General features: G+C 56.6%; 37 protein-coding genes. 13 read left to right on the top strand and 24 right to left on the bottom strand.

Annotation, left to right across the window (positions count from 1 at the left end; all coding sequences use genetic code 11):
• Positions 1 to 41 precede the first annotated feature (41 nt).
• The 8 genes from U862_RS0109235 to U862_RS0109200 form a co-directional block, all read right to left on the bottom strand.
• Entirely contained in the window at positions 42 to 1211 is a 1170-nt protein-coding gene (locus U862_RS0109235) for a PAS domain-containing sensor histidine kinase (protein ID WP_025110140.1), read from the bottom strand.
• Positions 1201 to 2016 (bottom strand): alpha/beta fold hydrolase, encoded by an 816-nt coding sequence (locus U862_RS0109230; protein WP_025110139.1) that lies wholly within the window; start codon positions 2014 to 2016, stop codon positions 1201 to 1203. The genes U862_RS0109235 and U862_RS0109230 overlap by 11 nt, the downstream gene beginning before the upstream one ends.
• 624 nt (positions 2017 to 2640) lie before the next feature.
• Complete coding sequence (locus tag U862_RS0109225) at positions 2641 to 3690, bottom strand: tyrosine-type recombinase/integrase (protein ID WP_025110138.1); 1050 nt, start codon at positions 3688 to 3690, stop codon at positions 2641 to 2643.
• Between the two features lies 1 nt (position 3691).
• Complete coding sequence (locus tag U862_RS0109220) at positions 3692 to 3934, bottom strand: DUF4224 domain-containing protein (protein WP_025110137.1); 243 nt, start codon at positions 3932 to 3934, stop codon at positions 3692 to 3694.
• A 44-nt stretch (positions 3935 to 3978) separates the two neighbouring features.
• Positions 3979 to 4266 (bottom strand): hypothetical protein, encoded by a 288-nt coding sequence (locus U862_RS0109215; RefSeq protein ID WP_157836068.1) that lies wholly within the window; start codon positions 4264 to 4266, stop codon positions 3979 to 3981.
• A gap of 54 nt (positions 4267 to 4320) precedes the next feature.
• The gene (locus U862_RS0109210) at positions 4321 to 4638 is read right to left on the bottom strand and encodes a hypothetical protein (protein WP_025110135.1); all 318 of its coding nucleotides are present in this window, start codon (positions 4636 to 4638) and stop codon (positions 4321 to 4323) included.
• Positions 4635 to 5111: a class I SAM-dependent methyltransferase gene (locus U862_RS0109205; RefSeq protein ID WP_025110134.1), complete on the bottom strand. Its 477-nt coding sequence runs from the start codon at positions 5109 to 5111 to the stop codon at positions 4635 to 4637. The genes U862_RS0109210 and U862_RS0109205 overlap by 4 nt, the downstream gene beginning before the upstream one ends.
• Positions 5112 to 5160: 49 nt before the next feature.
• Positions 5161 to 5991, bottom strand: a complete 831-nt coding sequence (locus U862_RS0109200) for a hypothetical protein (protein WP_025110133.1) — start codon at positions 5989 to 5991, stop codon at positions 5161 to 5163.
• Positions 5992 to 6103: 112 nt separating this feature from the next.
• Here U862_RS0109200 and U862_RS0109195 point away from each other — a divergent pair, with 112 nt between their 5' ends.
• A complete protein-coding gene (locus tag U862_RS0109195; protein WP_157836067.1) occupies positions 6104 to 6835 on the top strand; it encodes a hypothetical protein in 732 nt (243 codons plus the stop codon).
• A gap of 3 nt (positions 6836 to 6838) precedes the next feature.
• Here the strand turns inward: U862_RS0109195 and U862_RS0109190 are convergent, their stop codons facing one another.
• The 3 genes from U862_RS0109190 to U862_RS0109180 form a co-directional block, all read right to left on the bottom strand.
• Entirely contained in the window at positions 6839 to 7147 is a 309-nt protein-coding gene (locus U862_RS0109190; RefSeq protein ID WP_025110131.1) for a DUF4406 domain-containing protein, read from the bottom strand.
• Positions 7144 to 7725, bottom strand: a complete 582-nt coding sequence (locus tag U862_RS0109185) for a hypothetical protein (protein WP_025110130.1) — start codon at positions 7723 to 7725, stop codon at positions 7144 to 7146. Before U862_RS0109185 ends, U862_RS0109190 begins: the two co-directional genes overlap by 4 nt.
• 165 nt (positions 7726 to 7890) lie before the next feature.
• A complete protein-coding gene (locus tag U862_RS0109180; RefSeq protein WP_025110129.1) occupies positions 7891 to 9726 on the bottom strand; it encodes a DNA cytosine methyltransferase in 1836 nt (611 codons plus the stop codon).
• Positions 9727 to 9829: 103 nt separating this feature from the next.
• Here U862_RS0109180 and U862_RS0109175 point away from each other — a divergent pair, with 103 nt between their 5' ends.
• Positions 9830 to 10294, top strand: a complete 465-nt coding sequence (locus U862_RS0109175; RefSeq protein WP_157836066.1) for a hypothetical protein — start codon at positions 9830 to 9832, stop codon at positions 10292 to 10294.
• A gap of 91 nt (positions 10295 to 10385) precedes the next feature.
• A complete protein-coding gene (locus tag U862_RS30775; protein WP_157836065.1) occupies positions 10386 to 11153 on the top strand; it encodes a DUF5677 domain-containing protein in 768 nt (255 codons plus the stop codon).
• On the opposite strand, the gene U862_RS0109170 is transcribed toward U862_RS30775, so the two are convergent.
• The gene (locus U862_RS0109170; protein WP_025110127.1) at positions 11104 to 11490 is read right to left on the bottom strand and encodes a hypothetical protein; all 387 of its coding nucleotides are present in this window, start codon (positions 11488 to 11490) and stop codon (positions 11104 to 11106) included. The two genes, U862_RS30775 and U862_RS0109170, sit on opposite strands and share 50 nt — an antisense overlap.
• Before the next feature lie 207 nt (positions 11491 to 11697).
• On the opposite strand from U862_RS0109170, the gene U862_RS0109165 reads away from it, so the two are divergent.
• Positions 11698 to 11916: a hypothetical protein gene (locus tag U862_RS0109165; RefSeq protein ID WP_025110126.1), complete on the top strand. Its 219-nt coding sequence runs from the start codon at positions 11698 to 11700 to the stop codon at positions 11914 to 11916.
• Here U862_RS0109165 and U862_RS0109160 read toward each other — a convergent pair.
• The 12 genes from U862_RS0109160 to U862_RS0109095 form a co-directional block, all read right to left on the bottom strand.
• A complete protein-coding gene (locus U862_RS0109160) occupies positions 11900 to 12262 on the bottom strand; it encodes a hypothetical protein (RefSeq protein WP_025110125.1) in 363 nt (120 codons plus the stop codon). The two genes, U862_RS0109165 and U862_RS0109160, sit on opposite strands and share 17 nt — an antisense overlap.
• A gap of 81 nt (positions 12263 to 12343) precedes the next feature.
• The gene (locus U862_RS0109155) at positions 12344 to 12865 is read right to left on the bottom strand and encodes a hypothetical protein (RefSeq protein WP_025110124.1); all 522 of its coding nucleotides are present in this window, start codon (positions 12863 to 12865) and stop codon (positions 12344 to 12346) included.
• 7 nt (positions 12866 to 12872) lie between these two features.
• Positions 12873 to 13436 (bottom strand): siphovirus Gp157 family protein, encoded by a 564-nt coding sequence (locus U862_RS0109150; protein ID WP_025110123.1) that lies wholly within the window; start codon positions 13434 to 13436, stop codon positions 12873 to 12875.
• Positions 13433 to 14182: a hypothetical protein gene (locus U862_RS0109145; RefSeq protein ID WP_025110122.1), complete on the bottom strand. Its 750-nt coding sequence runs from the start codon at positions 14180 to 14182 to the stop codon at positions 13433 to 13435. The genes U862_RS0109150 and U862_RS0109145 overlap by 4 nt, the downstream gene beginning before the upstream one ends.
• A 156-nt stretch (positions 14183 to 14338) precedes the next feature.
• Complete coding sequence (locus U862_RS0109135; RefSeq protein ID WP_025110121.1) at positions 14339 to 14533, bottom strand: hypothetical protein; 195 nt, start codon at positions 14531 to 14533, stop codon at positions 14339 to 14341.
• A complete protein-coding gene (locus U862_RS0109130) occupies positions 14530 to 14721 on the bottom strand; it encodes a hypothetical protein (RefSeq protein WP_025110120.1) in 192 nt (63 codons plus the stop codon). Before U862_RS0109130 ends, U862_RS0109135 begins: the two co-directional genes overlap by 4 nt.
• Positions 14718 to 15155, bottom strand: coding sequence for a hypothetical protein (locus U862_RS0109125; RefSeq protein WP_025110119.1), 438 nt, complete (start codon positions 15153 to 15155; stop codon positions 14718 to 14720). The genes U862_RS0109130 and U862_RS0109125 overlap by 4 nt, the downstream gene beginning before the upstream one ends.
• A 984-nt stretch (positions 15156 to 16139) precedes the next feature.
• The gene (locus U862_RS0109120; RefSeq protein ID WP_025110118.1) at positions 16140 to 16409 is read right to left on the bottom strand and encodes a hypothetical protein; all 270 of its coding nucleotides are present in this window, start codon (positions 16407 to 16409) and stop codon (positions 16140 to 16142) included.
• Between the two features lie 244 nt (positions 16410 to 16653).
• A complete protein-coding gene (locus U862_RS0109115; protein WP_025110117.1) occupies positions 16654 to 17073 on the bottom strand; it encodes a low affinity iron permease family protein in 420 nt (139 codons plus the stop codon).
• Between the two features lie 275 nt (positions 17074 to 17348).
• Entirely contained in the window at positions 17349 to 17825 is a 477-nt protein-coding gene (locus tag U862_RS0109110) for a hemerythrin domain-containing protein (protein ID WP_025110116.1), read from the bottom strand.
• Positions 17826 to 18443: 618 nt separating this feature from the next.
• On the bottom strand, positions 18444 to 18785 hold the full coding sequence (locus U862_RS0109100) for a hypothetical protein (protein WP_025110115.1): 342 nt from the start codon (positions 18783 to 18785) through the stop codon (positions 18444 to 18446).
• A gap of 72 nt (positions 18786 to 18857) precedes the next feature.
• Positions 18858 to 19646, bottom strand: a complete 789-nt coding sequence (locus U862_RS0109095) for a LexA family transcriptional regulator (RefSeq protein ID WP_025110114.1) — start codon at positions 19644 to 19646, stop codon at positions 18858 to 18860.
• A gap of 116 nt (positions 19647 to 19762) precedes the next feature.
• Here U862_RS0109095 and U862_RS0109090 point away from each other — a divergent pair, with 116 nt between their 5' ends.
• The 9 genes from U862_RS0109090 to U862_RS0109050 all read left to right on the top strand — a co-directional run bounded on the left by U862_RS0109090 (position 19763) and on the right by U862_RS0109050 (position 25593).
• Entirely contained in the window at positions 19763 to 19966 is a 204-nt protein-coding gene (locus U862_RS0109090) for a Cro/CI family transcriptional regulator (RefSeq protein WP_025110113.1), read from the top strand.
• Positions 19967 to 20046: 80 nt separating this feature from the next.
• Positions 20047 to 20469, top strand: a complete 423-nt coding sequence (locus U862_RS0109085; protein WP_025110112.1) for a phage regulatory CII family protein — start codon at positions 20047 to 20049, stop codon at positions 20467 to 20469.
• A gap of 65 nt (positions 20470 to 20534) precedes the next feature.
• The gene (locus U862_RS0109080) at positions 20535 to 21329 is read left to right on the top strand and encodes a Rha family transcriptional regulator (RefSeq protein ID WP_025110111.1); all 795 of its coding nucleotides are present in this window, start codon (positions 20535 to 20537) and stop codon (positions 21327 to 21329) included.
• Positions 21326 to 22252: a helix-turn-helix domain-containing protein gene (locus U862_RS0109075; RefSeq protein ID WP_029977545.1), complete on the top strand. Its 927-nt coding sequence runs from the start codon at positions 21326 to 21328 to the stop codon at positions 22250 to 22252. The genes U862_RS0109080 and U862_RS0109075 overlap by 4 nt, the downstream gene beginning before the upstream one ends.
• Positions 22239 to 23036 (top strand): hypothetical protein, encoded by a 798-nt coding sequence (locus tag U862_RS0109070; RefSeq protein WP_025110110.1) that lies wholly within the window; start codon positions 22239 to 22241, stop codon positions 23034 to 23036. Before U862_RS0109075 ends, U862_RS0109070 begins: the two co-directional genes overlap by 14 nt.
• Positions 23033 to 23824 carry a hypothetical protein gene (locus U862_RS0109065; protein ID WP_025110109.1) on the top strand — a complete coding sequence of 264 codons (792 nt, stop codon included), beginning with the start codon at positions 23033 to 23035 and terminating at the stop codon, positions 23822 to 23824. Before U862_RS0109070 ends, U862_RS0109065 begins: the two co-directional genes overlap by 4 nt.
• Positions 23817 to 24404: a DUF1367 family protein gene (locus U862_RS0109060; protein WP_025110108.1), complete on the top strand. Its 588-nt coding sequence runs from the start codon at positions 23817 to 23819 to the stop codon at positions 24402 to 24404. Before U862_RS0109065 ends, U862_RS0109060 begins: the two co-directional genes overlap by 8 nt.
• On the top strand, positions 24401 to 25015 hold the full coding sequence (locus U862_RS0109055) for a recombination protein NinG (protein WP_025110107.1): 615 nt from the start codon (positions 24401 to 24403) through the stop codon (positions 25013 to 25015). The genes U862_RS0109060 and U862_RS0109055 overlap by 4 nt, the downstream gene beginning before the upstream one ends.
• Positions 25012 to 25593, top strand: coding sequence for a hypothetical protein (locus U862_RS0109050; protein WP_025110106.1), 582 nt, complete (start codon positions 25012 to 25014; stop codon positions 25591 to 25593). Before U862_RS0109055 ends, U862_RS0109050 begins: the two co-directional genes overlap by 4 nt.
• The last annotated feature ends 61 nt before the right edge of the window (positions 25594 to 25654 follow it).

Raw genomic sequence — 25654 nt, 5'->3', positions numbered from 1 at the left:
TAGCGGAGATAGAGGGAGAAATTGAGGCGGATGAGTTTGTATCAAAGCGTTGGAAACTTTGCCGTGAAGGTGGTGCCACTCTCCGGTGTTGAATTCACCGATACGAAACCGTCGTGCGCCCTGACGATCTCTCGAACGATAAAAAGTCCGAGCCCCACACTTCGCGCATCGCTACCTGTCTCTGTCCCCCGAATCATTGGCTCAAACAAAACGCCCATCAACGACTCGGGAATGGCAGCCCCCTGGTTTTGTACCGATACAAGGGTGTGATCCTGCTCGACGCATGAAGTGATCGTGATCGGCTGTTGTAAATCACCATAAGCCACACTGTTAGCCACGAGATTGCCAATAATTTGCTGCACCCGGTCCTCATCCAGACGGGCGCTGCCTGTCCCCACGCACCGATGTATCAACGTGGCTTCGGGGAACGCCATACGCAATTCATCGACGCTGGCGCCCACGAAGGCATGCAAGTCCACCGTCGAAGGACTGATCGAAATGCCTTGCCCAACTCTGGCTAGCGCCAGGTCCAGCAGGTCGGCAATCATGCGTTCAGCACGATCGGCCGACTGACTAATGTGGCCGAGCATTTTGGTTTCCCGGGCGGTGCGTTCACCTCGGGCCAAGATGTCAGAGGCCATTTTGATAGCCGTCAGCGGATTTTTGAGATCGTGGCTGACGATGGCGACCATTTGCTCTGCGAACGTGGCGCGAAGCTGGGCCTTTTCGTAGGCGCTTTTCAGCTCGGCCTGGGCCTGCCTGAGGGCCGTTTCGGCGGCGGCTTTTTCGCGCAGCAGGTTTTCGGCTGCCTTGCGTGCGTTGACCAACTCACGCTCGTACTTGTCACGATCTTTGGTGCCAAAGAGCGCCAGCTCATAAAACACACCGCTGGAGTGCTCGCGTCGGACGCCATTGAGCAACATGGTCACAATGTGTTTGTCATGGTGAACCAGATCGAGCTTTACCTCCGCGACGGAGCCTTGCATCTGCATCAGTGGCGACCAATGCGTTTGATGGAAAATGCGACCGCCCATGGTCAGTAGGTCCTGGAAACGCCGCCCGATGATCGCCTGTGCGTCCAGGCCGATCGAATGGCTGAACGTCTTGTTGCTACGAAGAATCGTGCCGTCTTCTTTCGTCACCACCAATCCGCAGGGGGCTTCATCGAATAGCGTCTGATTATCAGGCGGCCACTGATGGTCATTCGACATGTTCGCCCATCCAGGGTGACAGGAAGTTCTCCATGGCCTCCGAGCATGCACTGGGCGCGCTCATATGGGGGCAATGGCCGACGTTAGCTATCAGGCAGAGCTTGCTGTTGGGCAGCACAGCGTGCAGGTAGTCGCCAACGGCGGTGGGTGCGATCAGGTCGTCGGTGGATTGCAGGATCAGCGTGGGTGTTGCCAGCCCTGCGATGTCCTGGCGGTTGTCGGACATGAACGTCACTCGCGCGAATTGCTTGGCGATATCGGGTTCGGTGCGGCAAAAACTGTTGGTCAACTCCTCGCCCAGCGCCGGTTGCCCAGGCGCGCCCATAATCACCGGAGCCATGGTGCTGGACCAGCCCAGGTAGTTGCTGTCTAGCGTGTCGAGCAGCGAGTGGATGTCCTCCAACTTGAAACCACCCACATATTCGTCGGTGTCGATGTAGCAGGGGGAGGGGCCGATCATTATATGGGCGGCAACGCTTCCGGGCGCCTGACGATCGGCCAGTGCACCGATCATGCTGCTGACGGAATGGCCGACAACGATCACGGGGCCGCGGGCATACTGGTCAATGATTTCATTCAGGTCCCGGGCGTAACCGTCCAGCGAGTTATATTTTTCCCGATCATAGGCTTCGATGTCCGACTGGCCCGCGCCAACCAGGTCGTACAGCACAACTGTAAAGCGATCGTTGAAGCCTTCGGCGAGATAACGCCACATCGTCTGATCACAGCCGAAACCATGAGAAAAGATCAGCGTTGAAGGACCATCGCCCATGACTTTTACATTGTTGCGATGTTGAAGGTCCATGGATGTTGCCCCGGTCGCAGCAAAGGTTTTTGGCTTCTGCGGCAGTTTAGATAGTCAAGGGGATCGCGTCACGCGGTATAGGATTATGACGCCTTGATGAGGTCGAATTTACCTCGAGCAAACGTTTCGATTCTGGCGCCCAGATGATGACGATATTTGTGCGCTTGTGGCCCGTAGCTGCCCTCAAGAAGGTGCACTGTTAGTCGAGAGCAGCCTTTCGTGACTTGCTGCTGTTGGCCGAAAGCAGCCTATCGCTACACTCCAAGCTCGTCCGTCACATCAAATCTGCAGTTGAAACTGACGGGAGGAGGGCGGTCTGAAAGGTAGGGTTGCGGAAATGGCCGAAAAGATGCGGAAACGATCCATAGTGAGACGAGCAAAATTCCCAAATGCCAGAAACGACAAAGCCCTGAATAATCAGGGCTTTGTCGTATCAAATATGGCGGAGGCGATGGGATTCGAACTCATGGACCTGTTACAGTCGACGGTTTTCAAGACCGCTATGGAAAGCCTCAGAATACGCGGCGTCAGACGTATTTTCGTTCCAATACTTTTGTTTTGCAGCACCTCTACAGACCGCATTCTACAAGGGGCGTGTTTCGAGTTATGGAACGCATTTTTTGCCTATTTTGAGGGTTTGGCGATCGCGCCGACACGGCGATAAACCCGCTCAGTAATGTCGCCTTTTGTGTGCCCGAGCAACAGGCTGGCGTCACCAACATCGCTGATTTCCGACGCCGCTTTCGGCCGAATATCCCGGAACTGGAATTCACCGATCCGCTTAGCCAGCAGCTCGTCTCCCTGCTCAAGAGCTTCCAGTTTTGCCTTCTCTCGCGCCGCGTCCCATCGCTTCCTCAGCATCGTCGCAGTCATCCGCTTACCGCTCCGGTTGATGATCAGGTAGCTCGAAACGTGAGCAGCGTTTCGCTCTGTGATTGCCGCGATCAAAATGCCCAGGCTGTTAGCCTCTCCGGCGGTCGTCATCTGAATGCGCAGCTTCTTGTGCGTCTTGTTCTGTTGAACAGTCAGATATCCGCCCTCAATATCATCCTTCCGCATAACCAGCACATCTGCCGGCCTTTGGCCGGTCAGATAGGCCAGGTCCATCGCTTCCTTCAGCTCTTGAGCTGCTTTCTTGTACACCGCTTCCCAAACCACATCATTCGCGTAGTAGTCCCTCGGCGTCTCTTTGTTCTTGCGCACACCCTGGCAGGGGTTTTCCTTTGTCGTCAGGCCCCACTCCCGGGCAATGTTGAAAACATGGGAGAGGGTAGCGATCTCGCGGTTGGCCCGGACTTTTGCCGATCTGGCGTCACGATATCCAGCAATCGTAGCTGGCGTGATCGAGTCAATCGGCGCGCTGTCGAACATCGGCCGCAGCTGCTTAATCTCTGCCAAGTTGTCCTTCTGCGTGCGCGGTGCTTTCTTGGGCACCACGTCGCGGATGTACCGATCGAAGATGCCTTTCATGGTGCGCAGGTCGAGCGGCTTTTCCTTGGCTTCCAACTCGGCCCATTTCAACCGAGCTTTGTCGAGATCTTTGCCCAGCGGAATGTCATTGCCGAGCAGATCGCGGTAGTAGTAGGCCGTCCAGGTGGTGCCGTTCTTGCGTTTTCGCGATCGTTTGTACATCCGAGGTGGCAGGTGGTGATGCTCGGTCTTGCGGGGGCGCATATCAATTCACTCGCGAATAGTCTGGCGTCCATGCCGGCGCTGCCGGCGGCGGGTATGGGTCGGCGATGGTGGGGCTGATCATGCCCAACTTCATGCGTGCGTACATGCGGCCCACCAGTGGGCGCTTGCCGCGGCTTTCGACAAACACCCACTGGCGATCAATCAGCCAGCGGCGCTGGTAGGCCCGGGCCTTGTAGCCGGTGAGTTCGGCCAACTCCTCGTCGGAGAGGATTTCGTTTTCCATTGTGGTGCTCCATGCCGCGCGTGGCGGCAGAAGGTGGTGATGGGTTATGCGTCGGTCTTGGCAAGGACTGCGTCGGCGACCTTCATGGCAGCCTGCGCATCGTTGACGTAGGCAGGATCGAAGTAGCCGGCCAAGTGGATCGTCGCTTGGCAGGCGCGCAGGTTCTCGCGGATGAGTTTCAGCGCTGCTGTCAGCTCGTTCACCAGCGCCACTGACTGCCGGTGAAGTTCGACGTCGACCGGTGTTGCGCCTGTATGTCCTTCGGGGTCGAGTTTTTCAATACGTTTCTGCAGGCGTACCAGCAGTGGTCGGTTATCAAGTGCATTGCTCACGGTCATTCCTCGCCCGCCGTACACCGGCAGGCTGTTGAGTTGTCAATTTTGGTTTTACAACTGGATGAGTTCGGCGGGCACGCTCACCGAGGCTCCGCATTTGGCGAAAACCACGGCGCGGAACACGGCGATGGTTCGGGTTTCGCCGGGCTGGCGGTTGAATGGATCGTTGGTGGCGTCGGCCAGCCACGGGTGCCGGTGGCCAACATCGACCCGGACGTCGTACTTCGTAATCAATTGGTCGACGTCGGGCAGGGCGAAAAGATCCAGCTGGCCAGCGACGGGCTGCTGGTCACCCTCGATCGCGTTGATTGCCCAGTCCAGCGCAGTGCCGTCCAGTTCCTCGGTGCGGACGCTGACCATGCGGTTCATGGCGCCGGCCGCTTCATGAAGGTGATCCAGTGCGTTTTCTCGCGCTTGCCGGACTTGTGGCCAAACAACGGCTGCTCATCGGTCAGGGCAAGAATCTCGCTGACACGGATCTGGGTTTCGTTCCACTTGAAGATCAGGAACTGACCAGGCTTCAGCACTCGGAAACACTCGGCGAATCCTTGGCGAAGATCATCGCGCCAGTCGTCCGTGAGGATTCCGTACTTCAACCGCAGCCAACTTTCACGGCCGGCCCGCACCAAGTGCGGCGGATCGAACACGACCATGCTGAAGCTGGCATCGGGGAACGGTAGGTTGCGGAAGTCCATGATCACGTCTGGCTCAACCTTCAACACCCGTCCATCACACAGCAGATGCTCCTCGTCACGAATGTCGCCGAACAAGGCGCGCTGGTCACCCTTGTCGAACCACATCATGCGGCTGGCGCTGCAAGGATCGAGAACTTGCGCATTCATCGCCACGGCCCCTTGTAGATGAGGTAGGCCATGTAGAGCGGGGCGAAGATCATGGCGTCACCCCCTTGAACTCGACGACCCAGACCCAAGGGTTGGCGTGATAGTCGCCGCCCGTGCTTTCCCAAATGTGCCGGAAATGCTCCTGCGGCGTGGCGTTGTAGATGTAACCTGGAATTGATCCGTGCCCACCGGCGCAACCCTCTGCTTTGCATTGTTGATCGGTGATTGCGTGCAACCGCTCGACGCGCACGTCGGTGATCTCCAGCAGGATGCGGCTCGCTGCTCGCGGCATATGAATCGAAGGCTTCCATGATTCGGCATCGGTGAACTTCCCGCCGCCGATGCTCTTCGGGAACTCCCCGTCAGCGCGGTAGTAATAAACGCCTTCCGCGCCACCCGGGTTGGTGCGATTGAAAGTTTCACGGACATACAGCCGATCGCCTTGCCGCCCGTACGGACAGCCACCGTACATGGCCAGCTCGGCCGCGCATTCCTCCTCAGTCGCACCGAATGCACCGAAGCCCCAGCGCGGATGATCTTGAACCACGGCCATCCACTGATGTTCGGCGGAATCTGATTTTATATAGGTCGGGATCTGATTCCCTTTGATCGGGCGGCGCGTGACCGTCTTTTGGCCGGACAGAATCGCGCGCACCATCGCACCGTTGAAAAGAATGGGACGCTCTTTGTGGAATGGCTCTGGAGCCGGTCGCTTCTTGGCCATTTTCGCCAGGCATCGTTTGCAGCTGACAAATTCGCGTTGGTGGGTGCCGTCCCATGCGACTTCGGACTCTTCATTCAGGCCGCAAGCCGACAGCGACCAGCGCTCGTTGTCCTGCGTGCAGCCGGAGTCGACTATGAGGTGGTTTTTCCTGAGCATGCCGGTTCCTTGCCGCTATAGCGGCTGACTTTGAAGGGGAGAGATTTCTTTCAGTAGGCGTAGCGAAATGAATATAGAATCACTTCTGTATTTTTAAGTCCTGAGGTGTCCTTTGAGTCGGGCGAACAGACGGGTTGAACATGTTGATGTTGTTTCTTGGTTTGGAAAGCTTGCGGCTGCTTTCAGTGTTCTAGCGTTGCTAGCATTTATCGCCGGATTCTCTAAGTTGTATTTTGTGTACAAGGGTTTGGGTTGTGAGTGGGTGTTGAGTTATCACGGATTTCAGGATTATGTTTATAGAGGCATGCTTGATTTAGTAGTGATTGCGGTTTTTTCTACACCACTTTTCTACGGTTTCAAAAGCTTTCAGCACGTCTCTGCTCATGGGCTTCGGCCAGTCGGATTGGTGGTGGTAGGGTTGTGCACTAGTTATCTGACAGCAGATAAATTGCTTCATGTGAAATTCAGTCACGGTTTGGCTGAAATACTTACATATGTGGCTTATTACTCGTGCTTCTCCGTCACTGTCGCAGGGGCCATGCATTATGTGTCGGAGAAGAAGTCATATAGCTATATGGTTGGGGTGTTTGTCGCATTTGTTTTTAGCGCGATATTTCTTGCCTATCTTGTTTATTCGGGAAAAACCCGGGACGAAATGCTCAGAGATGGTAGTGCCGAATTAATAACTAACGTTAGTAAGGGCGTGCGCGGCGTCTTGATTGGCGGGGTTAACGGTAATTTCCTGATCAATCTATGTGACGATCCCGCTGTATTTATGATCGCGTCACCTTCATCGGAATGGACCGTGCAGCCTTCGAAAAATGAGAAATGTAATGCCGAATAACGCTCATGGTTTGTTCGATACCAGATCATGGGCATTCACAACCGTCATGCCGAGGTGTTCGGCGATCAGGACCTCCAGCTGGGCGCCTTTCGAGGTGTGCCAGCCAGGAAGCCTCGCCACGGTGTCGCAGTCCATCAGCGCGGCAATGTCGCGGCGCATGCAGTCGGTCCAGCTTCCGCCGTCGGGGTTCAACTCAGCCGGGTTGGTGACAGCGTGGCCGGCGGCGCGGAGTTGGGTTGTCATCGCGTGGAACGCGGGGAAGTTCAGTTCTGGCAGGCCAGTCATAGGGCCGCTGAGGTAGATGCGCTTCATGCTGCCTCCTGTTGCGGCTGTTCTTGGCGCAGCGCCTGCTGCACCGCGAGGATGATTCGCTCGAGGTAGGCGTAATCGGGATTGGGCTCAGTGGCATCGCTCGTCATGTGCCACCACTCGTCGCCGAACAGCTTGGTCATCAGTTCGCTGTGCGCGCCGTGGAGATGGTCAATCGATGGCGAGTCGCGCAGATCTTCAGCTGCGTCGAACATTTCGCGCGCCTCGTCCGGCCCATAACAAAACTGCCGACGCTCTTTCAGCACCAGGCGCTGTGCTTCGTTTGCCAGGGCATCACCGCTGAATTGCCGCGAACGCAGTGACTGGTCGAAGTATCCAATGATGTAGCTGGTGTTCAACTCGCAGAAGAACTGCGCAATGGTGTGGCCGTCCCACATGCCACCCCAGTAAGCCGTCCAGCTCTTACCCCAGCAGCTGACGGTAATCTTGCCTTTGCATGGAGCCAGGTCTTCAAGGAAGACGGTGATTGGGTCAAGGCTCGGCGCGCCAGTGATCACCAGCTTCGTGACTGTCGAGCGCTCAACCTTCAGCGGCTCGGCCGGTTTGGTTTCTGTGGGCATGGGGCGTCCTATGCCGGGGCATGCCCGGGCGGTGGTGGGTAGGTATACAAGCGATTTTTTTGTGACGGCACGATGGGTCATCCAACGAGCCGGAGCACTACCGAATGAAACGACTAACTGATCTGATAAACCTGACCGCTGCCGTGATTCGACTGATCGACGTGATCATCCGTACGGGCTGGGTGTGATCTGCTTCAAGATGCGCCGGCCGATCCAGCGAACGCAGGGCACGGCTTTGCTGTTACCGATCGCCTTGTAGCGCGGGCCGTCCGGACACTCGCTGGCAGACTTGCCGCGCCATGGGATCAGCGTGTAGTCGTCGATCATGCCCTGAAGGCGTTCGCACTCTCGCGGGATAAGGCGCCGAACCGAGGCACCGACTTGAGCTGATGGCAACCCTTGGCCGGCCTTGCCACCACCGCATCCAAGCGCGCCAGTGATACTGCCGTCGCCGCTCTCGTAGCGCAGCTCGGCTCTCGAGTTCTCGGCGAACGCCGCCACAATCGGTTGACCACGCCCGGTACCATCCTCGCTGCCGTCGCAGCCGTCGGCTTTCAGAGTATGCGTGATGTCACCAGTGATGCAGACCGCATGTTGTGAGCCGTTGTCCAACGTATACATGGGATCGGCCTTCTCGCCGATTCCGAGCCCATTCTGTGCCTTGCCGCGAGTGGCATTCTGAATCGGAAAGGCAACTGCGACCTGGCCGCCTGCATTCGCGTGGCTTCCGGAGTGATTCATAGCTCGAAGCGTTGGCGCGATATCGCCAGCGTCGGCGCCGTGATCCTTGCAGGAAAAGGCAAGGACGGCGTTTTCCATCCCATTGTTCCGTCCCAAAGTGTGCGCCTGTTCAAAACGAACATCAGGGTCTTGCGTGCCATGTACGACCAGCAGCCCAGATTCAGCATCCTGCTGTGTGGCGCTGCCGGCCGCCTTGCCGTTGGCGTTTAGGGTGCCGGCCACGATGAAAGCCTCTGAGTCGGCTCGGTGGCTACTCTGTGCTTGGGCACGCAGTGCTGGCGCGGTGATCGGGATGTCGTCGAGCGAGTATCCTCCGGACTTGCGTCCGCCGCCGGCGAGCGTTTGTGCCACGAAGAATGTCTCGCTTTCGAAGTCTTGCCGACCGCCGTGGTGAGTAAGGGTGCTTGAGCGCTCGATCGAGCCTGAACTGTTTCCCGCGCCAAATGCAGGAACACCGCAGAAGACCCCAACCGCTGGTCCCTCGTCACCTTCGCAATTTGGGCAGCCGTATTGTCCTAGTGACTCGTCGAAGGTGTATCCGCATCCGCACTGGAGCGCAGGGCCGAAAGGAGCTGATCCGGTAACGTCTTGCCCCTCGCCTCGGCGCGGCGCAGTATCCCGGCGCACGCCTTCTCGCTCAAAAAGTACCTCGGTGGGATCGAATCCGTCTCGAGCACTTGCGACAACGAACACACGGCGGCGTCGTTGGGCCAAGCCGAAATATTGGGCGTCCAGGATCCGCCACGCGATTGTTCTTTTGGGTCCATACACACAACCAGCGTCCGGCCATTTCTTCCCTGAAGGCTGCAGTTCGCAGTCTTCCCCAGCAAGCGCGCCAAGAAAGCATCCGAAGGCGTTGCCTTTGTCGCTGAGGACGCCGGGGACGTTTTCCCAGACGATGACGCAGGCGGGTTTTCGCTGGCCGGCGCGAACATAGTCAACTGCATCTGCAAGCTCCACGTATTTGATCGTGAGGGCGCCGCGCGGGTCGGTGAGGCCTTCGCGCATGCCGGCCACGCTGAACGCCTGGCACGGGGTGCCGCCGACGAGGACGTCAGGTGCAGCGATCTTTCCGGCCAGCACCTGGGCGCCGAGTTTGGTCATGTCGCCGAGGTTCGGCGTGTTCGGGTAGTGGTGGGACAGCACCGCGCTGGGGAAGGCTTCGATCTCGGCGAACCAGGTGGCGCGCATCCCGAGAGGCTTCCATGCAAGCGTTGCCGCCTCGATGCCCGAACAGACCGAGCCGTAAGTGATTTCCATAGGGGATCCTCGCCGGCTGGCGTGATTCGTAGAAGTGGGGTATTTGTGTTCGGCCCGGCATGGAGCCGGATCAATAGGAGCGGTTATGTGTTGTGGGGATATTTTGACTTGGGTTGAAGGGCACCCGGGCTTGGCATCATGGGTTCAGGCATTCGGCTCTATTGCTGCTCTCGGTATTGCAATTTGGGTGGCATCCTCACAGCGCCGAGTTCAAATGAAGGCGGATAGGGAAAAGTCAAAACTCATGCTCAGCCTTGTGAAAACTTTGGCTGATCGATCGCGCCGTGCTGTGGAATTTGGTAGCAAAGAACGGATTAACCTTCTAGCAAGTCTCAACTTGATCAGAGGCCTAAGTCATAGTCTTGATAAAATTGATGTACTGCTCCTGCCTTCGATTGAAGTAATTGATCCGATATGCACTCTGCGCGACTCACTTAGAGCATTGGAGGCCGGTATGAGTGAGGCGGATAAACAGCAGTATCTCCCGACATGGCTGACCTTGACCGAGGCGACGTTGTGGGTGGCTCTCGTGGTTTCCTCTGCAAAACAGATAGCGAAACTCAAATGATCGGCGCCGCGCTCCGTGACCGGTGGTGGCAATGTTTGGGATGGACGTGTTTTATAGAGCGACTGACTTTGCAGCCAAGGAGTAACGCGGTATGAATCAAGCCACAGTCGATGACTTAAATGAGAAAGGTTTTCTGTCCCCGGCGATTGAAGTGGTAAGGACGAACTTGAAGGCGACTTACCAAAAAGCCTTTGATGATGCGGAAGCTGCATCTGGTGTCGCTCAGATTTTGGTCATGGGCGCAGGTGCCGATCGAAATGCCCCTCACCAGATGGCATCACTTGTTTTTTTTCATAAAACAGTGAGGAGCTGCCAGGCGGCAATCTTACTTTGTGAAAGAGGGCTTGTTGTTGATGCTCAAACGTTGAGTCGATCAGCTGTTGAAGCTCTGTTTCATGCTGCAGCTCTGATCAACGATCCCTCTGTATTTGCTCGCATGGGTAGGGCTGGGGATATCGAAGACCGGAAGCAGGCAGAGGCGATGATCAGATCATTAGTGGGGCTCGGGCTTACGGATAAAAATATCCAAGACTTGAACGAAGTTATCAGCCGAGCTGAAGGCGCAGGCCCCGGATTTTCGACTTATGACGCTGCCCGGGTTGCTGGTTTGACTCCTCTCTACGATACCATGTACCGAGGGCTTTCATCTGTAGCTAGCCACGCGACCTTCAGGTCAATGGATTCATCGCTACTAGTTAGGGACGGCGAGCCCGTGCTTGTTACCGGCCCAACCGAATATCACTTGGAATTTACCCTTGGAATTCTGAAGACTTGTTTGGAAATCGCAAGCAATCGGTTGCGAGATAATTTCATCTATGAGGAAGGAGGCGCGCGTAGATCTCCTGTGCAGGTTCGATGATCTGGTCGCCTGGGTCTTTGCTGATCTCGATTAGGCTTTGATTTTGAAATTCGCGTGACACTTCTTCCGTGATGACGAAAGGTGTCGTGACACATTTGAGCATCTGGGCCTGGGTCTCGAAGTCGGCGGAGATCAGGTTGCGCAGCAGGTTCTGGTAAACCTCCTGCTGGTTGTTGAAACCGTGGGCGGCCATGACCCGCTTCAGATCTGGTTTGAACACGCCGGCAACCTCAACCGTAAACCTCTCGACGCCCAATGCAGCTTCCTTCGCTGCTGCCTTCTCGCGCTTCCTGCGCTGCTTCTTGGCTTCCGCCGTCAGTTCCTTTTCGTCGGCCATGGCCTACCTCTTCAATTCCGCTGGCCGGCAAGTCCAGCCAGGTCTGTCAGCGGCGCTGGTGCGCCCGGTGATGGTTCGTCTCACGCTGCTACCTTCACCTGGTACCGGGCGTCACCCTCGGTGACCGGTGGCGGCACAGTTTCATGGCACGTTCGTGTCAATTCGGTTATGTTTTCCGTTCGGCATGAGGCCGAATGGAGTGCGAAGATGGCGACTGATCGTGAAATTGCATTAGAGCAGGCGCTTGTGGCGGCGTTTGCTGCAGCTGAAAAGCTTGGTATCGACCACGACACATTGCACCAAGAGTCCCGTGAGATTATTCAGCGTCACAGCAAGTTCGTGGAGCTGGATCGCCCTCATGTCGCCGATGCTCGTAAAGAGCTGGTAGGCGCCTGGGATCAGTTCAAAGCTATAGCGGGCAAATAATCTCGTCCTGTGGCTCACCTGGTGAGTCGTGCAGGATTCGCAAGCTTTCGTTGCGAAACTCCTGCGACACCTTTTCAACAATAATAAAAGGTGTCGTGACACTCCTGAGCATCACCGCCGCCGTTTCAAAATCCGCGGCGATCACGTTGCGCAACAGGTTCTGATGCACCTCCTGCTGATTGTTGAACCCGTGTTCTTTCATCAAGCGCTTCAGGTCAGGCTTGAATACGCCGGCCACCTCAACCGTAAACTTCTCGACGCCCAATGCAGCATCCTTCGCTGCTGCCTTCTCGCGCTTTTTCTTCTGCTTGATCGATTCCTTCGTCGGCTCCTGTACTTCGGCCATGGCCTACCTCTTCAATTCCGCTGGCCGGCAAATCCAGCCAGGTCTGTCGGCGGCGCGTGGCCGCCCGGTTGATGGTTCTTCTCATCGAAATGCAGGTTTCAGCTTTGGGAAATCGATCTCGTTGTCCCGGATGATCCGGTTGAGCATGTTGTAGCTGATAGCCAGAGCTTTGCAGCATTGGCTCCGGTTCATGCCGCCGGCGATGTAGTCTTTGATCCGCGCGACCAATCGCGCTTCCAGATCGGGCGGCGCCTTGTTCGGCGCCGTGCCGGTCTTCTGCCGAACCTGGAACTTGATGGCGTGCTTGGACGCGATTGCTTTCAGCGTGGCCAGCGCAATTCCTTCCCGCTCGCAGATCTCGTTCCTGGTCAGCGTCTTTGCCATTTCTCGGATTCGCGCAACGCGAGCGGTTGTCTCATCCTTCACTTTCGGTCGATGGAAACTTGGCGGATGTTTCCGCTCGGAGTTGCTGGTGAACTTGATCGGCGCCGGTTCTGGCACGTCGATCTTTCCGCCAGCGCCTAGGTACTGGGCAATTTGAGCGGAAAGGTCGTTTGCGTCCTGACGCCGCCGCACGACGTCGTTGAGATGATTGCTGATCATGTTGGCCTCACTTGATCCGGATCGAGCTTTCGCCGCGCTCAAGGTGAGCCCAGACCGGTTCCGGTAGCAGTTCATGTTCCGCGTCTTCGCCGGCTTCGATGCGCTTGCGCACCGCGTCGTTGTGATCACGGATTTCCTTGAGCTTCACGGCGATAGTTTTCTTGTCAGGGGTGATTACGCTTTTGAGCGTTACAAACTCATCAGGAACGGCTTGTTCGTTGTCGACGATCACCTTCTCCGGCGAGAGCGCGAGTGTGATGGTGAACAGTGGTCGCTTGATCGACTTGATATCTGCGGCCTCCATGTTCCGGCGCAGGTAATCGCTGAGTTGCCCGACAGTGTTTTTCTTGATGCGCTTGAGCTCGTTTAGGCGGTCGACCTCCTTGTCTATTGCGTCAATGTCACCTTCGATATTTCGGCGCAGCATGACGACGCTGTCGGCCTTTACTTCGAACTCACCTTTTATGCTGTCCATGGTGTCCTGGATGGCTTGGCGCAGACCTTCGTCGTCAGTGTCAGCCAGTGCCCCGAGTTCGGCCATCTGCCGATTGAGCTTGTAGAGATCAGTCACGCTGCACCCTCCATAGCGTCCTCAAGGTCCGCTTTGCGAGCATCCTTGGCACGAGTGAATTTAAGTTTGTGGGCCGCGCAATCTGGATCGGTCTTGCGCAAGTCCAGCTTGCGCATCGCTGACTTGTAGAGCTGTTCCAGCTCATTGAGAGACTGCGCGGTGCCAATCAGGTGAAGTGTTTCCGAGAGCCATTCGCGATACTCGGCTGCCAGACGCTCCTTCGCTTCGATCTTGTCCTCGGCGCGCTCGATTTCTGCTTCACCCAAGCGCTCGTTGACGTAGTGAATGTCGTCGTAAAGACCCAGGCGAACGTCGGCGGAGAAGCCGAGCTGACTCAGACACTTGCCGATCGCATCAGTGAGGGATTTCTTTGGGGCATCGAAGTCAGTGCTGATGCTCCCGAATTTGTTCTGAGTGATAAAAGGTGTGTGCCCGTAGTGCGTAATTGTCTTGCGCTCACCGTCGCCGCCCAAGTACCAAAGCGCGACCTTGAGGGTGTGCACCTGGGCATGTGCTAGCACCGAACCCTCTTTGTTCAAAAGTGGGCCGCCGATATCGAAGCGTTCCTCAATGACGTCGTAACCCCAGCCGGTACCGCATGGGCCGAACTGCTCAGTAGCGCGTTTAGCCAGATACTGGGCATTCACTGCAGTACCCGTGAAGCCGCCGAGACCGGTGTATTCCTTGGTGAACTTGGGGTCGGTCTTTTCGACCTCTTCCCAGAGGGCGAGGTTTGATGCAGGCATGACGATCTCCCGCCGCGCATGTGCGCAGCTTTGAAAGATGGGTTTATTGAGTGATGTGATCGGCGAGGGCGCTGAGCAGCATCAATAAGGTGAAAACTCCGAGGGAAGAGAACGCGCCGCGCCAGATGATCAGGCGGCGCGCCCATTTGCGACCGGTCACGGCCGAACTCTCACCGCGATCCGCTTGCCCTTCATGGACGGCGCCAGGCGCTGCGGCAGATTGACGACCAAGTCCTCGCGCTTGCGGCCGATCACCTCGTTGAAGGGAAGGCCGAAGCCGAGCAGGGCGATCTTGTGTTCGATGTCCTCGAGTTGCTCGTCGATGAGCGATTTGACCGGTGCCGTACTCATGCTTCCTCCTTGCGCCGCTGACAGTTGTCACGCAGGCGTTTGCAGTAGTGGTTGAACTCGTCGATGGTGATCGCGCCGTCAGTGAAGAGGCGGGTAATCAGCCCCTGAACCAGCAGACTGATGTCTTCTTCGCCAGCGGGTGCCGACACGCCATCGAGGGCTTGGTCGATCAGGATGTGAGGGCTCACAGATCCGCGTCCACGTCGTCCTCTGCCGCTTCGCGCTCGGCAGCCACCGCGTCAGCGGCGTGCAAGCTGAGGAAGTTCGCAGCGATCGCCTCAAGTTGGGTGACCGGGCTATTACTCCCTAATAGATGCTTGGCGTGCGTCAGCGCCTCGGCAGAGCTGCCAACCACCACGGCCAGCACCAGGTTGGCGAAAGAGTCGCGATCATCCAGACCATCGATCTGGCGCTGGTTCAGATGCAATTGCAGGTGTTCGGCATACTGCGCCTTCGTGACCTTCTGCACCGGGCCAAGCCGACGCTTCCATTTCACATCCGATCCGCACACCAACTGCTCAGCGGCGCTTTCCAGCCATTCCAGCTGTTCTTCCGACTCGCTCACCGCCGGAGGCAACTGCGCATCGTGCATGGACTGACAGATATTCATTGCTGCGCTCATCGTCGCCTCCAGAATGGCGGGGTGTTGATCCAACAAAACTCGGATGCACTCATCCGCTCCGCTGGTTGCCGTTGGGCGCGGAGGGGAGTGCATTCGGGTGGTGTCGGGGAGGGTGGCCCGGTCTCGCTACTGGCGACAGACCGGGTTTGTTGCGTCAGCGATGTTGGCCAGTTACCCGCAGCTGATTGCAGGGCTGGCCTATCTACGTCGGTGTGGGCGTCGAGCTTCCTCCCCACGGCGTCAAACAGCATCTGTTCGCCTTGGATCACAGGTCCTTACAACATGCACGCTACAGCTCTGAATGCCCTGATTGAGTGGGGCAGGGTGCATGAGGTCCGGCGGTCCCAGCCGAGGCTATCGGGTCCGCTAATTGTTGAATCTGTTATCGCGCCTCCTACCAGGTCATTCGCCAGTTCGGTCAACACCTCGTCCGCCGTCGCAGTTCTGCGCGTTGGTAGCCTTTCGGGGCTATCGGATCGCCGGTCGCCAGTAGTGGCGGCGCGATTTTGTTCACCTGACTTCATCTCGCCCCACAGGTGTGGCCGGGGCTGACCTCCCAGCATGAGCCGGGTAATCGTTTATGGCGCGGGTTGTTAAAGAGCGGCGCGGCTTTCGCTGCTGGGCCAGTGCTACCTGACTTGCGAATAAAAGTAGCAGCGCTGCTATTTAAAGTAAATAGCGCTGCTAATAATATTTTTTCTAGGCGTAAAAAAACCCGCATTTGGCGGGCTAGGTAAGGGGCGCCTGATTTCACATTGTCATGGCGAGGACCTTGCGCATACCTTCCATATCGTCTTGGGAAATTTTCCCCTCGGTTTCGCAGACTTGGAACTGCTGAAGCTTGCGCGCTGGCTTTTTTGACGGTGATGACTGGTGGGAGATGGTGTCGGAAGCGGGAGTTTTCTACGCGAGAGCAATCGATGGCCCTGATGGGGAGCATAAAAGACTTCGGGCGCTTACAAATGTAAACGCCCGAAGGTGCTTTTAGATCCTGTGAATCTGGGTGATGTGCGGCTTGCCATTGATAGGCGCATAGATTTCCACAATCGCTTGCCAGCTGCTTGGTGAGCCCGGCAACGTCGCCTTCGACTTATAGCGATAGTTCGTGCCATTGACTACTTGGCTCGAAACTTCCTCGGGGGTGTAGTTCACACCTACAAAACCCGCCAAAGCTTCTTTGAATACTTCCTGATCCTTAGGGGTCAGTTTGTGATAGGGAGTCCATCCACCAACAAGATGTTCTTGAGCAGTCATGAATTAAATCTCCATATTTAAGTTCCTACTCGTCTGGCTTTTCGGAGTTCGCCCCGTTTATTCAATGGTTTCCGGAATCCATTTCGTAATTCGTCATCCGAATGTCCCTCCTTACTGCAGAATTGGGCGTTCGGAAAACACCTACTATCCTACTGCCGGCGGGGAGAGTGTAGGTCAGGCTCCGAGGGGGTCAAGCGAACCCACAAAGGAATTGCGGGGATCCACTTGCCCTCTCGAACCACGATCAAGGGGTTATGGTTGGAGGTGAACTGTTCCCGGTAGCGTCTTGAAGAGGAAGCGGCTGTACGCACATCGTCTCGCTCTCCCCAATCGTCGTGTATTCCTTCCTCAGATCTCTTAGCTCCTTATTTCCCATCGCCTCAAGATTCAGTGCCGCGTTCTGGGCCTCCTTGTTGGCGCGGATGAGCTCGTCAATTTTAAGATGAAGGATGTCATTGTCGCGGTTTTGGGTGTTTTGGATAAGAAAGACCATCAGGAACGTGATGATCGTTGTTGACGTGTTGATGATCAGTTGCCAAGTGTCGTTGTAGTGGAACATCGGGCCGGTGCTTGCCCAAATCAGTATCAATACCACCGCAGCAAGGAAGGTTCGTGGGCTTCCCGACCAATTGCACAGCGTTTGGCAGAGTTTTGAAAATTTCATTGCGGCAAGTCCTTGTTGTTTGTAACAAATAGACACATTTGCCGTGCTTTAATTCTCGATCAAAAGCAGCTTTGACCGATGATGAAGAAATCTTCATTTTACGATGTGCAAAGAGCTCCATTCGTCATTGCTGCTCAGGGCAGTTAGCTTTTAATGAGGGGAGGAAAGAACTTAGCAAATGCGAGTGAAGGACTCGAGGGCGGAAGGCAGTCGGGCAGATACAAGAAGCCCGGCTCTGGGCCGGGCTCCTTTGGCAAATAGAGCAAGCGACATCTTCAAGCCGCCAAGTTCCCTTTGCTCAAGCTTTTCTTCAGTGAAGCCTTCATCACTTCCATCTGCTCTCCCAGCTCATTGAGCTTCGCCTTACCCAAAAGCTTTTTGGCTTGAGGGAACATTTCAGTTTCCTCTTCTTCTATGTGGTGCTCCAGAAGCTCTTTAACGACTTTTACGCGACCGGCAAACTCCGGTGTTGAAGGGTCAGTGCTTTTCAGATCTGGGAGCACCAGGGAGTCCACTGTGCGATGCTCCTCCTTCGCCTCGTAGTACATCTCGTCTTGCTCCTTACCACCGGCCTCTTTGAATGCGGGGTAGAGGATCTGCTCTTCCAGCTGGGTATGGATGGTGATCTCCATCTCCAGCTTATCGAGCAGGTCGACGCGTTTTTTTAGAGCGCGGTCAGTGGATTCGCTCAGCTGGCTCAGGATGTTTTTTACTTTTTCGTGGTCGGCTTTGAGAAGGTCAATTGCGTTCATTTTTGTATGCCTCAACTATCACAGGTTTGCGTCAGCAGCTCTCCGACTGCGGTTCACGTTCTCCCACTAGTTAGGGCATTTTCTGTGCCAAGTGCCCAATGGCAGAAGACTCAACGATTTCAACCATTTCGGAGAACTGATGGCGAGGTGAGGGCATGCAGTCTGCACGGATACCTATTTATCCGCCTTGCAGAAGACGGTCATCGCGTGCAAAAAAAGCCCGCCAAGGGGGAGGTGGGCTATCAAGTCATGAGGAATTTTGAGAATAGCCGACGGGAAGCTATTTGCGTGCGGCACAGGAACTGCCGCGGAATCCTTCCGTTTCAGGAGCCGGCGCGTCGACGGTGATGATGGGTGGCGCCGTTAGAGAGGGTGATGGGCTCTCGGTCGAGGAGCTTGAGAGCGGCGCGTAATATTCAGGCCAGCATGAATAAGCCGGCGGTTCGCCGATCTGTGCATGAGCTGGAAGGTACTGCGCGAGACTATTCTGCTTCTTGGCTCAGGCTGCGCTCAGCTTTTGCTTATGGAAATAATTATTCGAAAGAAACCCATTCCCGCGCTTGAAAGCTGGATTGCGATGTTGATGTCGCAGCCTGCCGCATGACCTGGTAGCGGCGGCTATGAAGCGTGGTACAGAAACACACCTTCCTCGTCGGCTTCGTTTGAAGCCATCAGAGCTCGAGCTGCAAGTGCCGTGGTTTCATAATGGTCGAAGTCATAGCGCGGAGGCATGATTAATACGCTAGTCCACCAAGGCTCTCCGTCGATCAGGAGGGGAAGCTCGTGGCACTGCAGAGCATCCTCATCTGATCTCGGACCCAGTGCAATTCGAAGTGACTTTGTGAGGATTGAAGCCCCAGGGCGATTGTGATGGTTAGCCACCACACATCCGTAAGCCTTTAAAATGCTGACAATCCGATCTAAATCTGACTCATCATTCAAAACGGCCACCACCGGCATATCGCTCTCCTTTGCAATGATGATAAAAGTTCCTTGCCCGACGTCCCGGTGGCTGTAACAGAGGTGCTCAGCTTATCTGGAATACATTGCCCACCAGAACACATGCCCCAGGATCGAGATCTGCTGTTCCTGGATCTGCTGGAACGTGTAGTCCTCGTCTGGATGTTCATCACGGTTGAAGCTGCGCAGGCGAAGTCCGGTCGGTATGCGGTAGACCTGCTTCACGCGAAGCTGGCCATTGTGGTTGATGGCGTACATCTCGCCGTCGACGATATCGCTCAGGGAGTTTTTCCCCACGTTCACGCCTACAGTGGCGCCGTCGCGCAACACGGGCATCATGCTGTTCCCGCCAACTTTCACGCACTTCGCGTTGCTGAACTGGACGCCATTGTGGCGCAGATCCTTCTTATTGAAGCGTAGACGTGAGTTGGTACTTTCCTCAATCGCAAATCTGCCAGATCCGGCCGCCAGTTCGACTTCATGAAGGAAGGGGACGTAGACCTCATCGTCATCGAGCGGGGTTTCGTCGTCCCAAGTCTCGATGCTTCCTAATTTTACGCTTGGCTGTATGCGGTCCTGCTGCACGCTAGCGACAGTGGATAACAGTCGAGAGCTGACCTCGCTTGCATCGAAGTTGAGCGCCTTCGCTAGCTTCAGCAGCGCTTCAACATTTAGTGGCACCTTGCCGGTTGCGTATTGGCTGAATGCGCTTTGCCCGGACCATCCGCATGCTTCGGCAACGTCCGCCTGCGTCAGGCTGCGCCCGGCCGCTTTAGCAGCTGATTTCCGCTGTTCGTAGATAGCTTTGAGCCTGGCGCTCTCGGCGACTTCTTCGGGGGTGAGGGGGCGACGTATTTTCATAAGAACAAGAGTATTAGCAGAGCTGATATTTAAGCAAACAGCGCTGCTAGTATTTTGTTGCTGATAAAAAGCAGCACTGCTACTATCCATGGCAGATATCAGGCCGTGGAAATTCCATGAAAAAGATCCCTTTGAGCAAATACCTAGAAGAGCACGGCACTCAAGCCGCGCTTGCTGCTGCTCTCGGCGTGAACCAGAGCGCGATCTCGCAAATGGTTCGAGCCGGCAGAAGCATCGAAATCACCCTTTATGACGACGGCCGTATTGAGGCGAATGAGATTCGTCCGATCCCGGCGCGCCCAAAGCGCACAGCAGCCTGAGGCAGTCATTGCTACTGCCCGAACGAATAATCGCCCACGCACCGGCAGGGCGCCACGGAAACAAATTTGAGATTTTACGAATGGAAGATTTTCTGCGGGCCTGCCAGAGCGCTGTCCTCGATAACGAAGCTAAGACCCTTGCTGCAAAGATGGGCGTTCCTCACGTTGGCCTGCTTCAGCGCGCCAATCCGGACAACGACGCACACCACCTGACCGTGGAGCATTTGTTCGGGATTCTGTTGCACACCGGCGACATGCGCCCTCTGGCTGCACTGGCGAGTGAATTTGGTTTCGACCTCGTTGCGAAAGCTGCGCCGGAGCCGCAAGCGTTGACCAAATCACTGATCAACGTCGGCAAAGAGGTCGCCGATCTGACCATCGCGGTTCACCAGGCGCTAGATGACAACCACGTCAGTTCTTTCGAGAAAAACTTGATCCGCCAGGAGATCAACCACGTTCGGCGGAGCCTAGACGTGATGGATGCCTCGGTGAAGGCCGCCTGAATTCCGGGCACAAAAAAGCCGGGATTGCGCCCCGGCTAATTCATTAACACTTGATGAGGCCGATTATGCATAGCCAACCTACTTCAAGCAATACCCCCAACAATGTCGCGACACGTTTTTCGAATTCTGAAAACGTGTCGCAAACCATGTCGTCTCGCGAGATCGCAGATCTGGTGGAGGCTCGCCACAACGACATGATCGCGACTATTGAGCGCCTCTTCGCGAAAGGGCTTTTACGATCAACTCGTAAAAGCCGTAAGGAGGCTACAGGCGGCCGCCCGACTGAAGTTTACGACCTCATCGAGCGCGACACTCACTTGGTGGTCGCTGGATACAGTGACGAGCACAGGGCTCGCGTCATTGACCGATGGCAGGAGCTGGAGTCGAAAGTCGCGCAGCCTGTGGCCATGCCGTCCTACGCGGAAGCTCTAAGGCTTTATGCCGATCAGATCGAGCAAACAGCAGTTCTTCGGATCGAGAACCGCGAGCAAGCCACAAAAATCCACTCCATGGAGAACCTCTTCAAGGAAGGGATGAGCCATACCCAATTCTGCAAGGGCCTCAATGGGGTCAACGTCATGCAGGTGGGCAAATTCCTCGAGGGCCGGAACTGGCTCTACAACGAGAGCAAATCCGGCCTGCGCTTCCGTGTGGCGTCCTACGCCCGCGACAAGTACATGACTGAGCATCAGAACGAAGTCACTCCCCATGGCAAAGAATCGTTCATTGCCTTTACGCCAGTTCTGCTGAAGAAGGGGGCCGTGCGCCTGTACGACCTATACCTGGCCGGCGAGCTGCCCATGAAGAAGAACTGGAACGGCCTGTTCACTCACGACAAAGCCTTGCGAGGTGCTGCGTGAGCATGGGTCTTATGGTCGCCGCGATGAAGCTTCGCGTTGGCAATCCATTGCGAAAGCTGGTGCTGATCAAGCTGGCCGACAACGCCAGCGACGTAGGTGAGTGCTGGCCTTCCTATCAGCACATCGCCGATCAGTGTGAGATCAGCAAGCGGTCTGTCATGAACCATATTGCAGCTTTGTGCGACTCGGGACTACTCCGTAAGGAAATTCGGAAGGGTGGGCCAAAGGGTAATTCGTCAAATGTTTACTTACTGACCCTTGATGGTGGTGCACCTCCTGCACCAGGGGTAGTGCAGCAGATTCACCAGGGTAGTGCAGCAGGTTCGCCCCCTAGTGAATCTCCTGCACTAGAAGGTAGTGCAAGAGCTGCACCCAGAACCAGTCACTCTCCTGAACCAGTCAATGAACCGGTCATTGAACCAATTGCACCCCCGGCTTCCGCCGAGGTTGTGCCGGGTCATTCCCGCGGTTTGGTGCTGGTGGTTGATCGCACCGATACGCCACGGGTTGAGATTCCCGCCGACATGCCAGGCCCCAAAGACCAGTCCTGCAAAACCTTCAAGGTCTGGGCGAACTACGCCATGGCCTACCGCAAGCGCTACAGCACCTGGCCGGTGTGGAACGCCAAGGTCGGCGGACAACTCGGCCAACTGGTCGATCGCCTCGGCGCCGATGTTGCTCACCACGTCGCTGCCCACTTCCTGAAAACCAGCGATGCGGCCGTCCTGCGCAAGTGCCACAGCCTCAACGAGCTGCTGGCCAACGCCGAGAGCTACCACACCCAGTGGGTTACCGGTCAGCGCATCAACGGGACAACCGCACGCCAGATGGAGCGCACCGAGGCAAACGTCTCCGCCGCCGAACAGGCCGCGCAAATTGTCTTGGCCAAGCGCCAAGGGGGAGAGCGCAATGAGTACCTTTGAAATGAACGATCAGCAGGTTGCCGGGCTCGCTGCAGCGATCTGCGCCACCGCCGAGTCCATGGGTCAGGAAATGAACCCAGGCACCGCGGCGATGATGGCCGAAGACCTCTGCGTTTACTCAGTGCCCGCCGTGAAAGCCGCTCTGAAGGCATGCCGCTTCGAGGTGAAAGGCAAGCTGGGGATGGCCGACATCCTCCAGCGAGTGCGGGCAGCTGATGGCCGCCCGGGCAAGGACGAAGCATGGGCGATCGCCATGACCACCAACGATGAATTTGAAACCGTGGTGCTGACCGACGAAATCCAGCTAGCCCTGGCTGCCGCAAAACCTGTCCTCGATGCCGGCGACAAGGTTGGTGCGCGCATGGCGTTCAACAGCGCTTACGAGCGTCTGGTAGGGCAAGCCCGTGAGGACGGCAAGGAGGTGAACTGGCATGTGTCTGTCGGCTTCGACGCCAATCGCCGCACGCAGGCAATCACCCAGGCTTTGCAAATGCAGCGAATCCCACAGGAGCGCGCTCAGCAGTACCTGGCCGACTTGAGTGTCGCGCCGGTCACTGAAGACGGCCGGGCCGTGGTGGCGCTGCTCACTGGTGAGGTCGCGCGGCCATCCCCAAAACTGCGAGAGAAGCTCGCCGCGGTTAAGGACTCGATGCTGGCCATGCGGAAAGCCTCGGACAAGGAAAAAACAGAACTGCGAATTGTGGCAGCCAACGAGCTGGCCGATCGCCGGGCGCTGCTGATTCGGCAGGCCGAACAATGGAAAGCAGGGAGCGCGGCTCAATGACCGATTACACCGAACTGAAACGACTGTCTGAAGCCGGTAGCTTGCCGCCGATTGTGTCCACCTTGATCGCCGAGAACGAGTGTCTGCGCGCCGATCTGGATGGCGAGATGACCCAGGCCCGCGACTTCAACCTCGAGCATGAAGAGCTGAAGCATGAGCGCGATCAGCTTAAGACCGAGAACAGTGCATCCATCCGCCAAGCAACCGATTTAGCCATTGCGATCTGGCGCAGGCGTTACGCTAAGGATTCGCCAAACTTCCAGCCCTTCGAAAATGCCACAAGCATCATCGGGCAGATCGACAACATGGCTGCCGGGTTAATGGGCGATCTGGAAGTGGTGGAGTCTGGCTTCAAAAACTTCCACCGCAGCCTCTGCGAGCGCTTCGGTTACTACCACGACGACATCGACTGGCAGCGTGACCAGGTGTCGCTGGAAGAGCACATCGCCACTCAATTCAGCCACGTCAATGCGGAAAACGCGGCGCTGCGTGGGCAGGTGCAAGCGCTGCAGCGTGGTGCCGGCCAGTTTCAGGAACAGAACGACGCTTTGCTCGAAGGCATGACACGCATCATGCAATCGACCCGCTTGGGTGACCCGGCGTTTGCCATCGCGTGCGAGGTTATGGGGGAGCTTGAGCATTCCGCTGACAGTCGAGCGGGCGGAGAAGGAACAGAATCCAGCCTCTCGCTTTCGCTCAGACTTCCGAAAGGTTCGCGCGCGCATGAGGCTGGTGAGCAGATTTTATGCAACGGGAAAACTGTGATCAAGGGGGTGGAGCATGGCTGAGCTCGCCCTTATCCGCACCGCGCAAGGCTTGGTTCCAGCGACTGAGGCCGACCGTGAAGTAACCCAAAAATGGAAGCTCGGTCAGGTCATCCACGGCAAATTCACGAAGATGCGCAACGCCAAGTTTCACGGCAAGTTCTTCTCGATGCTGGATCTGGCGTGGGAGTACTGGGAGCCGGTTGGCGGCCTGGTCCCGCGTCAGGAAATGCGTGGCATCCGTGGTCTGGCCAAGTTCTTCGAGGCTGCCAGCGGCAAGCCCGGTCAGTTGTCGCATGCCGTGGATTCCTACATTGCCCACCTCGAAACCGAGCGGGCCGAACGTTTCCCGACCGTGGAAAAGTCTCGCGAAGCTTTCCGGGAATGGGTGACGATCGAGGCCGGTCATTTCCACCTGGTGCGAACTCCTGACGGTGTTCGCAAGGAGGCCAAGTCGATCAGTTGGGCAAATATGGACGACACGGCCTTTGAGCCGCTTTACCGCGACGTGTTCAACGCCTGCTGGCGCCTCGTCCTGTCAGCGCACTTTGAGACCGAAGATGCCGCCCTGAGTGCTGCTGACCAGATCGGGAGCTACGCATGAAGCGCACACCACTACAGCGCAAAACGCCGCTCAGGTCTGGCGCTCCACGGCGAAAGCGCTGCCCAGAGTGCCGGATGATGTTCGTACCTGCGCGGAATGGCCAGGCCGTATGCGGAGAGATCAAGTGCGCCATTGCTTATGGGCAGTCGGAGAGGGGGCGCGCAATAGCCGGAAAGGCCTTGGCCGAAGTAGGTCGCCGCGAGATCAAAGTCCGCAAGGAGAAGCTGATGAGCAGGGCGGATCACCTGCGCGAAGCCCAGGCGGCATTCAACGAGTGGGTTCGCCTGCGTGACGCCGATCGCCCTTGTATCAGTTGCGGCCGCCACCACGACGGCCAATACCACGCCGGGCACTACCGATCCGTAGGAGCGAACCCTGAATTGCGATTCGAGCCGCTCAATGTCTGGAAACAGTGCGCCCCGTGCAATACACACCTGTCAGGCAATTTGGTGAATTACCGAATCTCACTCCTACAGGGAATCGGCGCCGAAAAAGTCGAATGGCTTGAAGGGCCTCATGAGTCCCGCAAGTACACCGTCGAAGAAATCAAAACCATCAAGGCCGAATATCGGGCAAAGAACAGAGAACTGAAGAAGGGGCACGCAGCATGAAAATCAATTCGGCGCGCCAGGCATGGCACGACTGCAACTACAACCCGGCCCCGGGCCAGACTTCCGACGCTGCCGAACTGGGTGTAGTAGTACAGAGCACTGAGCGAGGCCCGACGGCGAACCCTGCGATGCACGCGGTGCTGGCCGGTCACATTCAGTCGGCTATCGCACGGCTTCACTTTCAATTGCGGGCTTTCGGCAATGCAATGTATGCGGCTGAGCCGACAGATGACGATCGGGAGGAGGCCGAAGCTGCGGTTTTCAATCTTGCATGTTCGCGAGCAGCACGCATGACCGCCAGCAAGCGGGAGCGGGCCGAGTACGTTGCCAAGGGCGTTTTTCGTCGTTACCGCTACATGCACCAAGGCGGACAATCGGCCAACGCCGATCCGCTGATAAAGCCCGAGTTGTTCAGAGCCTGGATAAAGGGGGAGTACGACATTGAGCTGTCATCCGCAGCTTGGGGCCGTGATTGGGAGCCATTCGTGCAGCTTTGCTTCGATGCCTGTTACGACATCGACGCACGCGCATTGAGTCCAATTGGACGGGTGATTTATAAAATGAAAGAGGCCGCTTGACTTCCCGCACGGCTGAGGGCATGATTTCTTCATAGTTAGTATTTTGCCTTCGGCAAGTTAC

Source organism: Pseudomonas sp. H1h (assembly GCF_000633255.1).
GTDB lineage: Bacteria > Pseudomonadota > Gammaproteobacteria > Pseudomonadales > Pseudomonadaceae > Aquipseudomonas.
Note: the sequence above shows the minus strand (reverse complement) of the source record. Positions and strands in the feature narration are given on the sequence as shown.

Bases quoted from the DNA above. Each gene is read 5' to 3' on its own strand.
- U862_RS0109190 (WP_025110131.1), bottom strand. From the start codon at position 7,147: ATGAAGCGCATCTACCTCAGCGGCCCTATGACTGGCCTGCCAGAACTG.
- U862_RS0109225 (WP_025110138.1), bottom strand. From the start codon at position 3,690: ATGCGCCCCCGCAAGACCGAGCATCACCACCTGCCACCTCGGATGTAC.
- U862_RS0109120 (WP_025110118.1), bottom strand. From the start codon at position 16,409: ATGACTGCTCAAGAACATCTTGTTGGTGGATGGACTCCCTATCACAAA.
- U862_RS0109055 (WP_025110107.1), top strand. From the start codon at position 24,401: ATGAAGCGCACACCACTACAGCGCAAAACGCCGCTCAGGTCTGGCGCT.
- U862_RS0109145 (WP_025110122.1), bottom strand. From the start codon at position 14,182: ATGCCTGCATCAAACCTCGCCCTCTGGGAAGAGGTCGAAAAGACCGAC.
- U862_RS0109090 (WP_025110113.1), top strand. From the start codon at position 19,763: ATGAAAAAGATCCCTTTGAGCAAATACCTAGAAGAGCACGGCACTCAA.
- U862_RS0109060 (WP_025110108.1), top strand. From the start codon at position 23,817: ATGGCTGAGCTCGCCCTTATCCGCACCGCGCAAGGCTTGGTTCCAGCG.
- U862_RS0109170 (WP_025110127.1), bottom strand. From the start codon at position 11,490: ATGGCCGACGAAAAGGAACTGACGGCGGAAGCCAAGAAGCAGCGCAGG.
- U862_RS0109095 (WP_025110114.1), bottom strand. From the start codon at position 19,646: ATGAAAATACGTCGCCCCCTCACCCCCGAAGAAGTCGCCGAGAGCGCC.
- U862_RS0109220 (WP_025110137.1), bottom strand. From the start codon at position 3,934: ATGGAAAACGAAATCCTCTCCGACGAGGAGTTGGCCGAACTCACCGGC.
- U862_RS0109125 (WP_025110119.1), bottom strand. From the start codon at position 15,155: ATGAGCGCAGCAATGAATATCTGTCAGTCCATGCACGATGCGCAGTTG.
- U862_RS0109070 (WP_025110110.1), top strand. From the start codon at position 22,239: ATGAGTACCTTTGAAATGAACGATCAGCAGGTTGCCGGGCTCGCTGCA.
- U862_RS0109110 (WP_025110116.1), bottom strand. From the start codon at position 17,825: ATGAACGCAATTGACCTTCTCAAAGCCGACCACGAAAAAGTAAAAAAC.
- U862_RS0109065 (WP_025110109.1), top strand. From the start codon at position 23,033: ATGACCGATTACACCGAACTGAAACGACTGTCTGAAGCCGGTAGCTTG.
- U862_RS0109205 (WP_025110134.1), bottom strand. From the start codon at position 5,111: ATGAATGCGCAAGTTCTCGATCCTTGCAGCGCCAGCCGCATGATGTGG.
- U862_RS0109235 (WP_025110140.1), bottom strand. From the start codon at position 1,211: ATGTCGAATGACCATCAGTGGCCGCCTGATAATCAGACGCTATTCGAT.
- U862_RS0109160 (WP_025110125.1), bottom strand. From the start codon at position 12,262: ATGGCCGAAGTACAGGAGCCGACGAAGGAATCGATCAAGCAGAAGAAA.
- U862_RS0109165 (WP_025110126.1), top strand. From the start codon at position 11,698: ATGGCGACTGATCGTGAAATTGCATTAGAGCAGGCGCTTGTGGCGGCG.
- U862_RS0109085 (WP_025110112.1), top strand. From the start codon at position 20,047: ATGGAAGATTTTCTGCGGGCCTGCCAGAGCGCTGTCCTCGATAACGAA.
- U862_RS0109155 (WP_025110124.1), bottom strand. From the start codon at position 12,865: ATGATCAGCAATCATCTCAACGACGTCGTGCGGCGGCGTCAGGACGCA.
- U862_RS0109230 (WP_025110139.1), bottom strand. From the start codon at position 2,016: ATGGACCTTCAACATCGCAACAATGTAAAAGTCATGGGCGATGGTCCT.
- U862_RS0109100 (WP_025110115.1), bottom strand. From the start codon at position 18,785: ATGCCGGTGGTGGCCGTTTTGAATGATGAGTCAGATTTAGATCGGATT.
- U862_RS30775 (WP_157836065.1), top strand. From the start codon at position 10,386: ATGAATCAAGCCACAGTCGATGACTTAAATGAGAAAGGTTTTCTGTCC.
- U862_RS0109080 (WP_025110111.1), top strand. From the start codon at position 20,535: ATGCATAGCCAACCTACTTCAAGCAATACCCCCAACAATGTCGCGACA.
- U862_RS0109135 (WP_025110121.1), bottom strand. From the start codon at position 14,533: ATGAGTACGGCACCGGTCAAATCGCTCATCGACGAGCAACTCGAGGAC.
- U862_RS0109185 (WP_025110130.1), bottom strand. From the start codon at position 7,725: ATGCCCACAGAAACCAAACCGGCCGAGCCGCTGAAGGTTGAGCGCTCG.
- U862_RS0109115 (WP_025110117.1), bottom strand. From the start codon at position 17,073: ATGAAATTTTCAAAACTCTGCCAAACGCTGTGCAATTGGTCGGGAAGC.
- U862_RS0109050 (WP_025110106.1), top strand. From the start codon at position 25,012: ATGAAAATCAATTCGGCGCGCCAGGCATGGCACGACTGCAACTACAAC.
- U862_RS0109200 (WP_025110133.1), bottom strand. From the start codon at position 5,991: ATGCTCAGGAAAAACCACCTCATAGTCGACTCCGGCTGCACGCAGGAC.
- U862_RS0109210 (WP_025110135.1), bottom strand. From the start codon at position 4,638: ATGAACCGCATGGTCAGCGTCCGCACCGAGGAACTGGACGGCACTGCG.
- U862_RS0109180 (WP_025110129.1), bottom strand. From the start codon at position 9,726: ATGGAAATCACTTACGGCTCGGTCTGTTCGGGCATCGAGGCGGCAACG.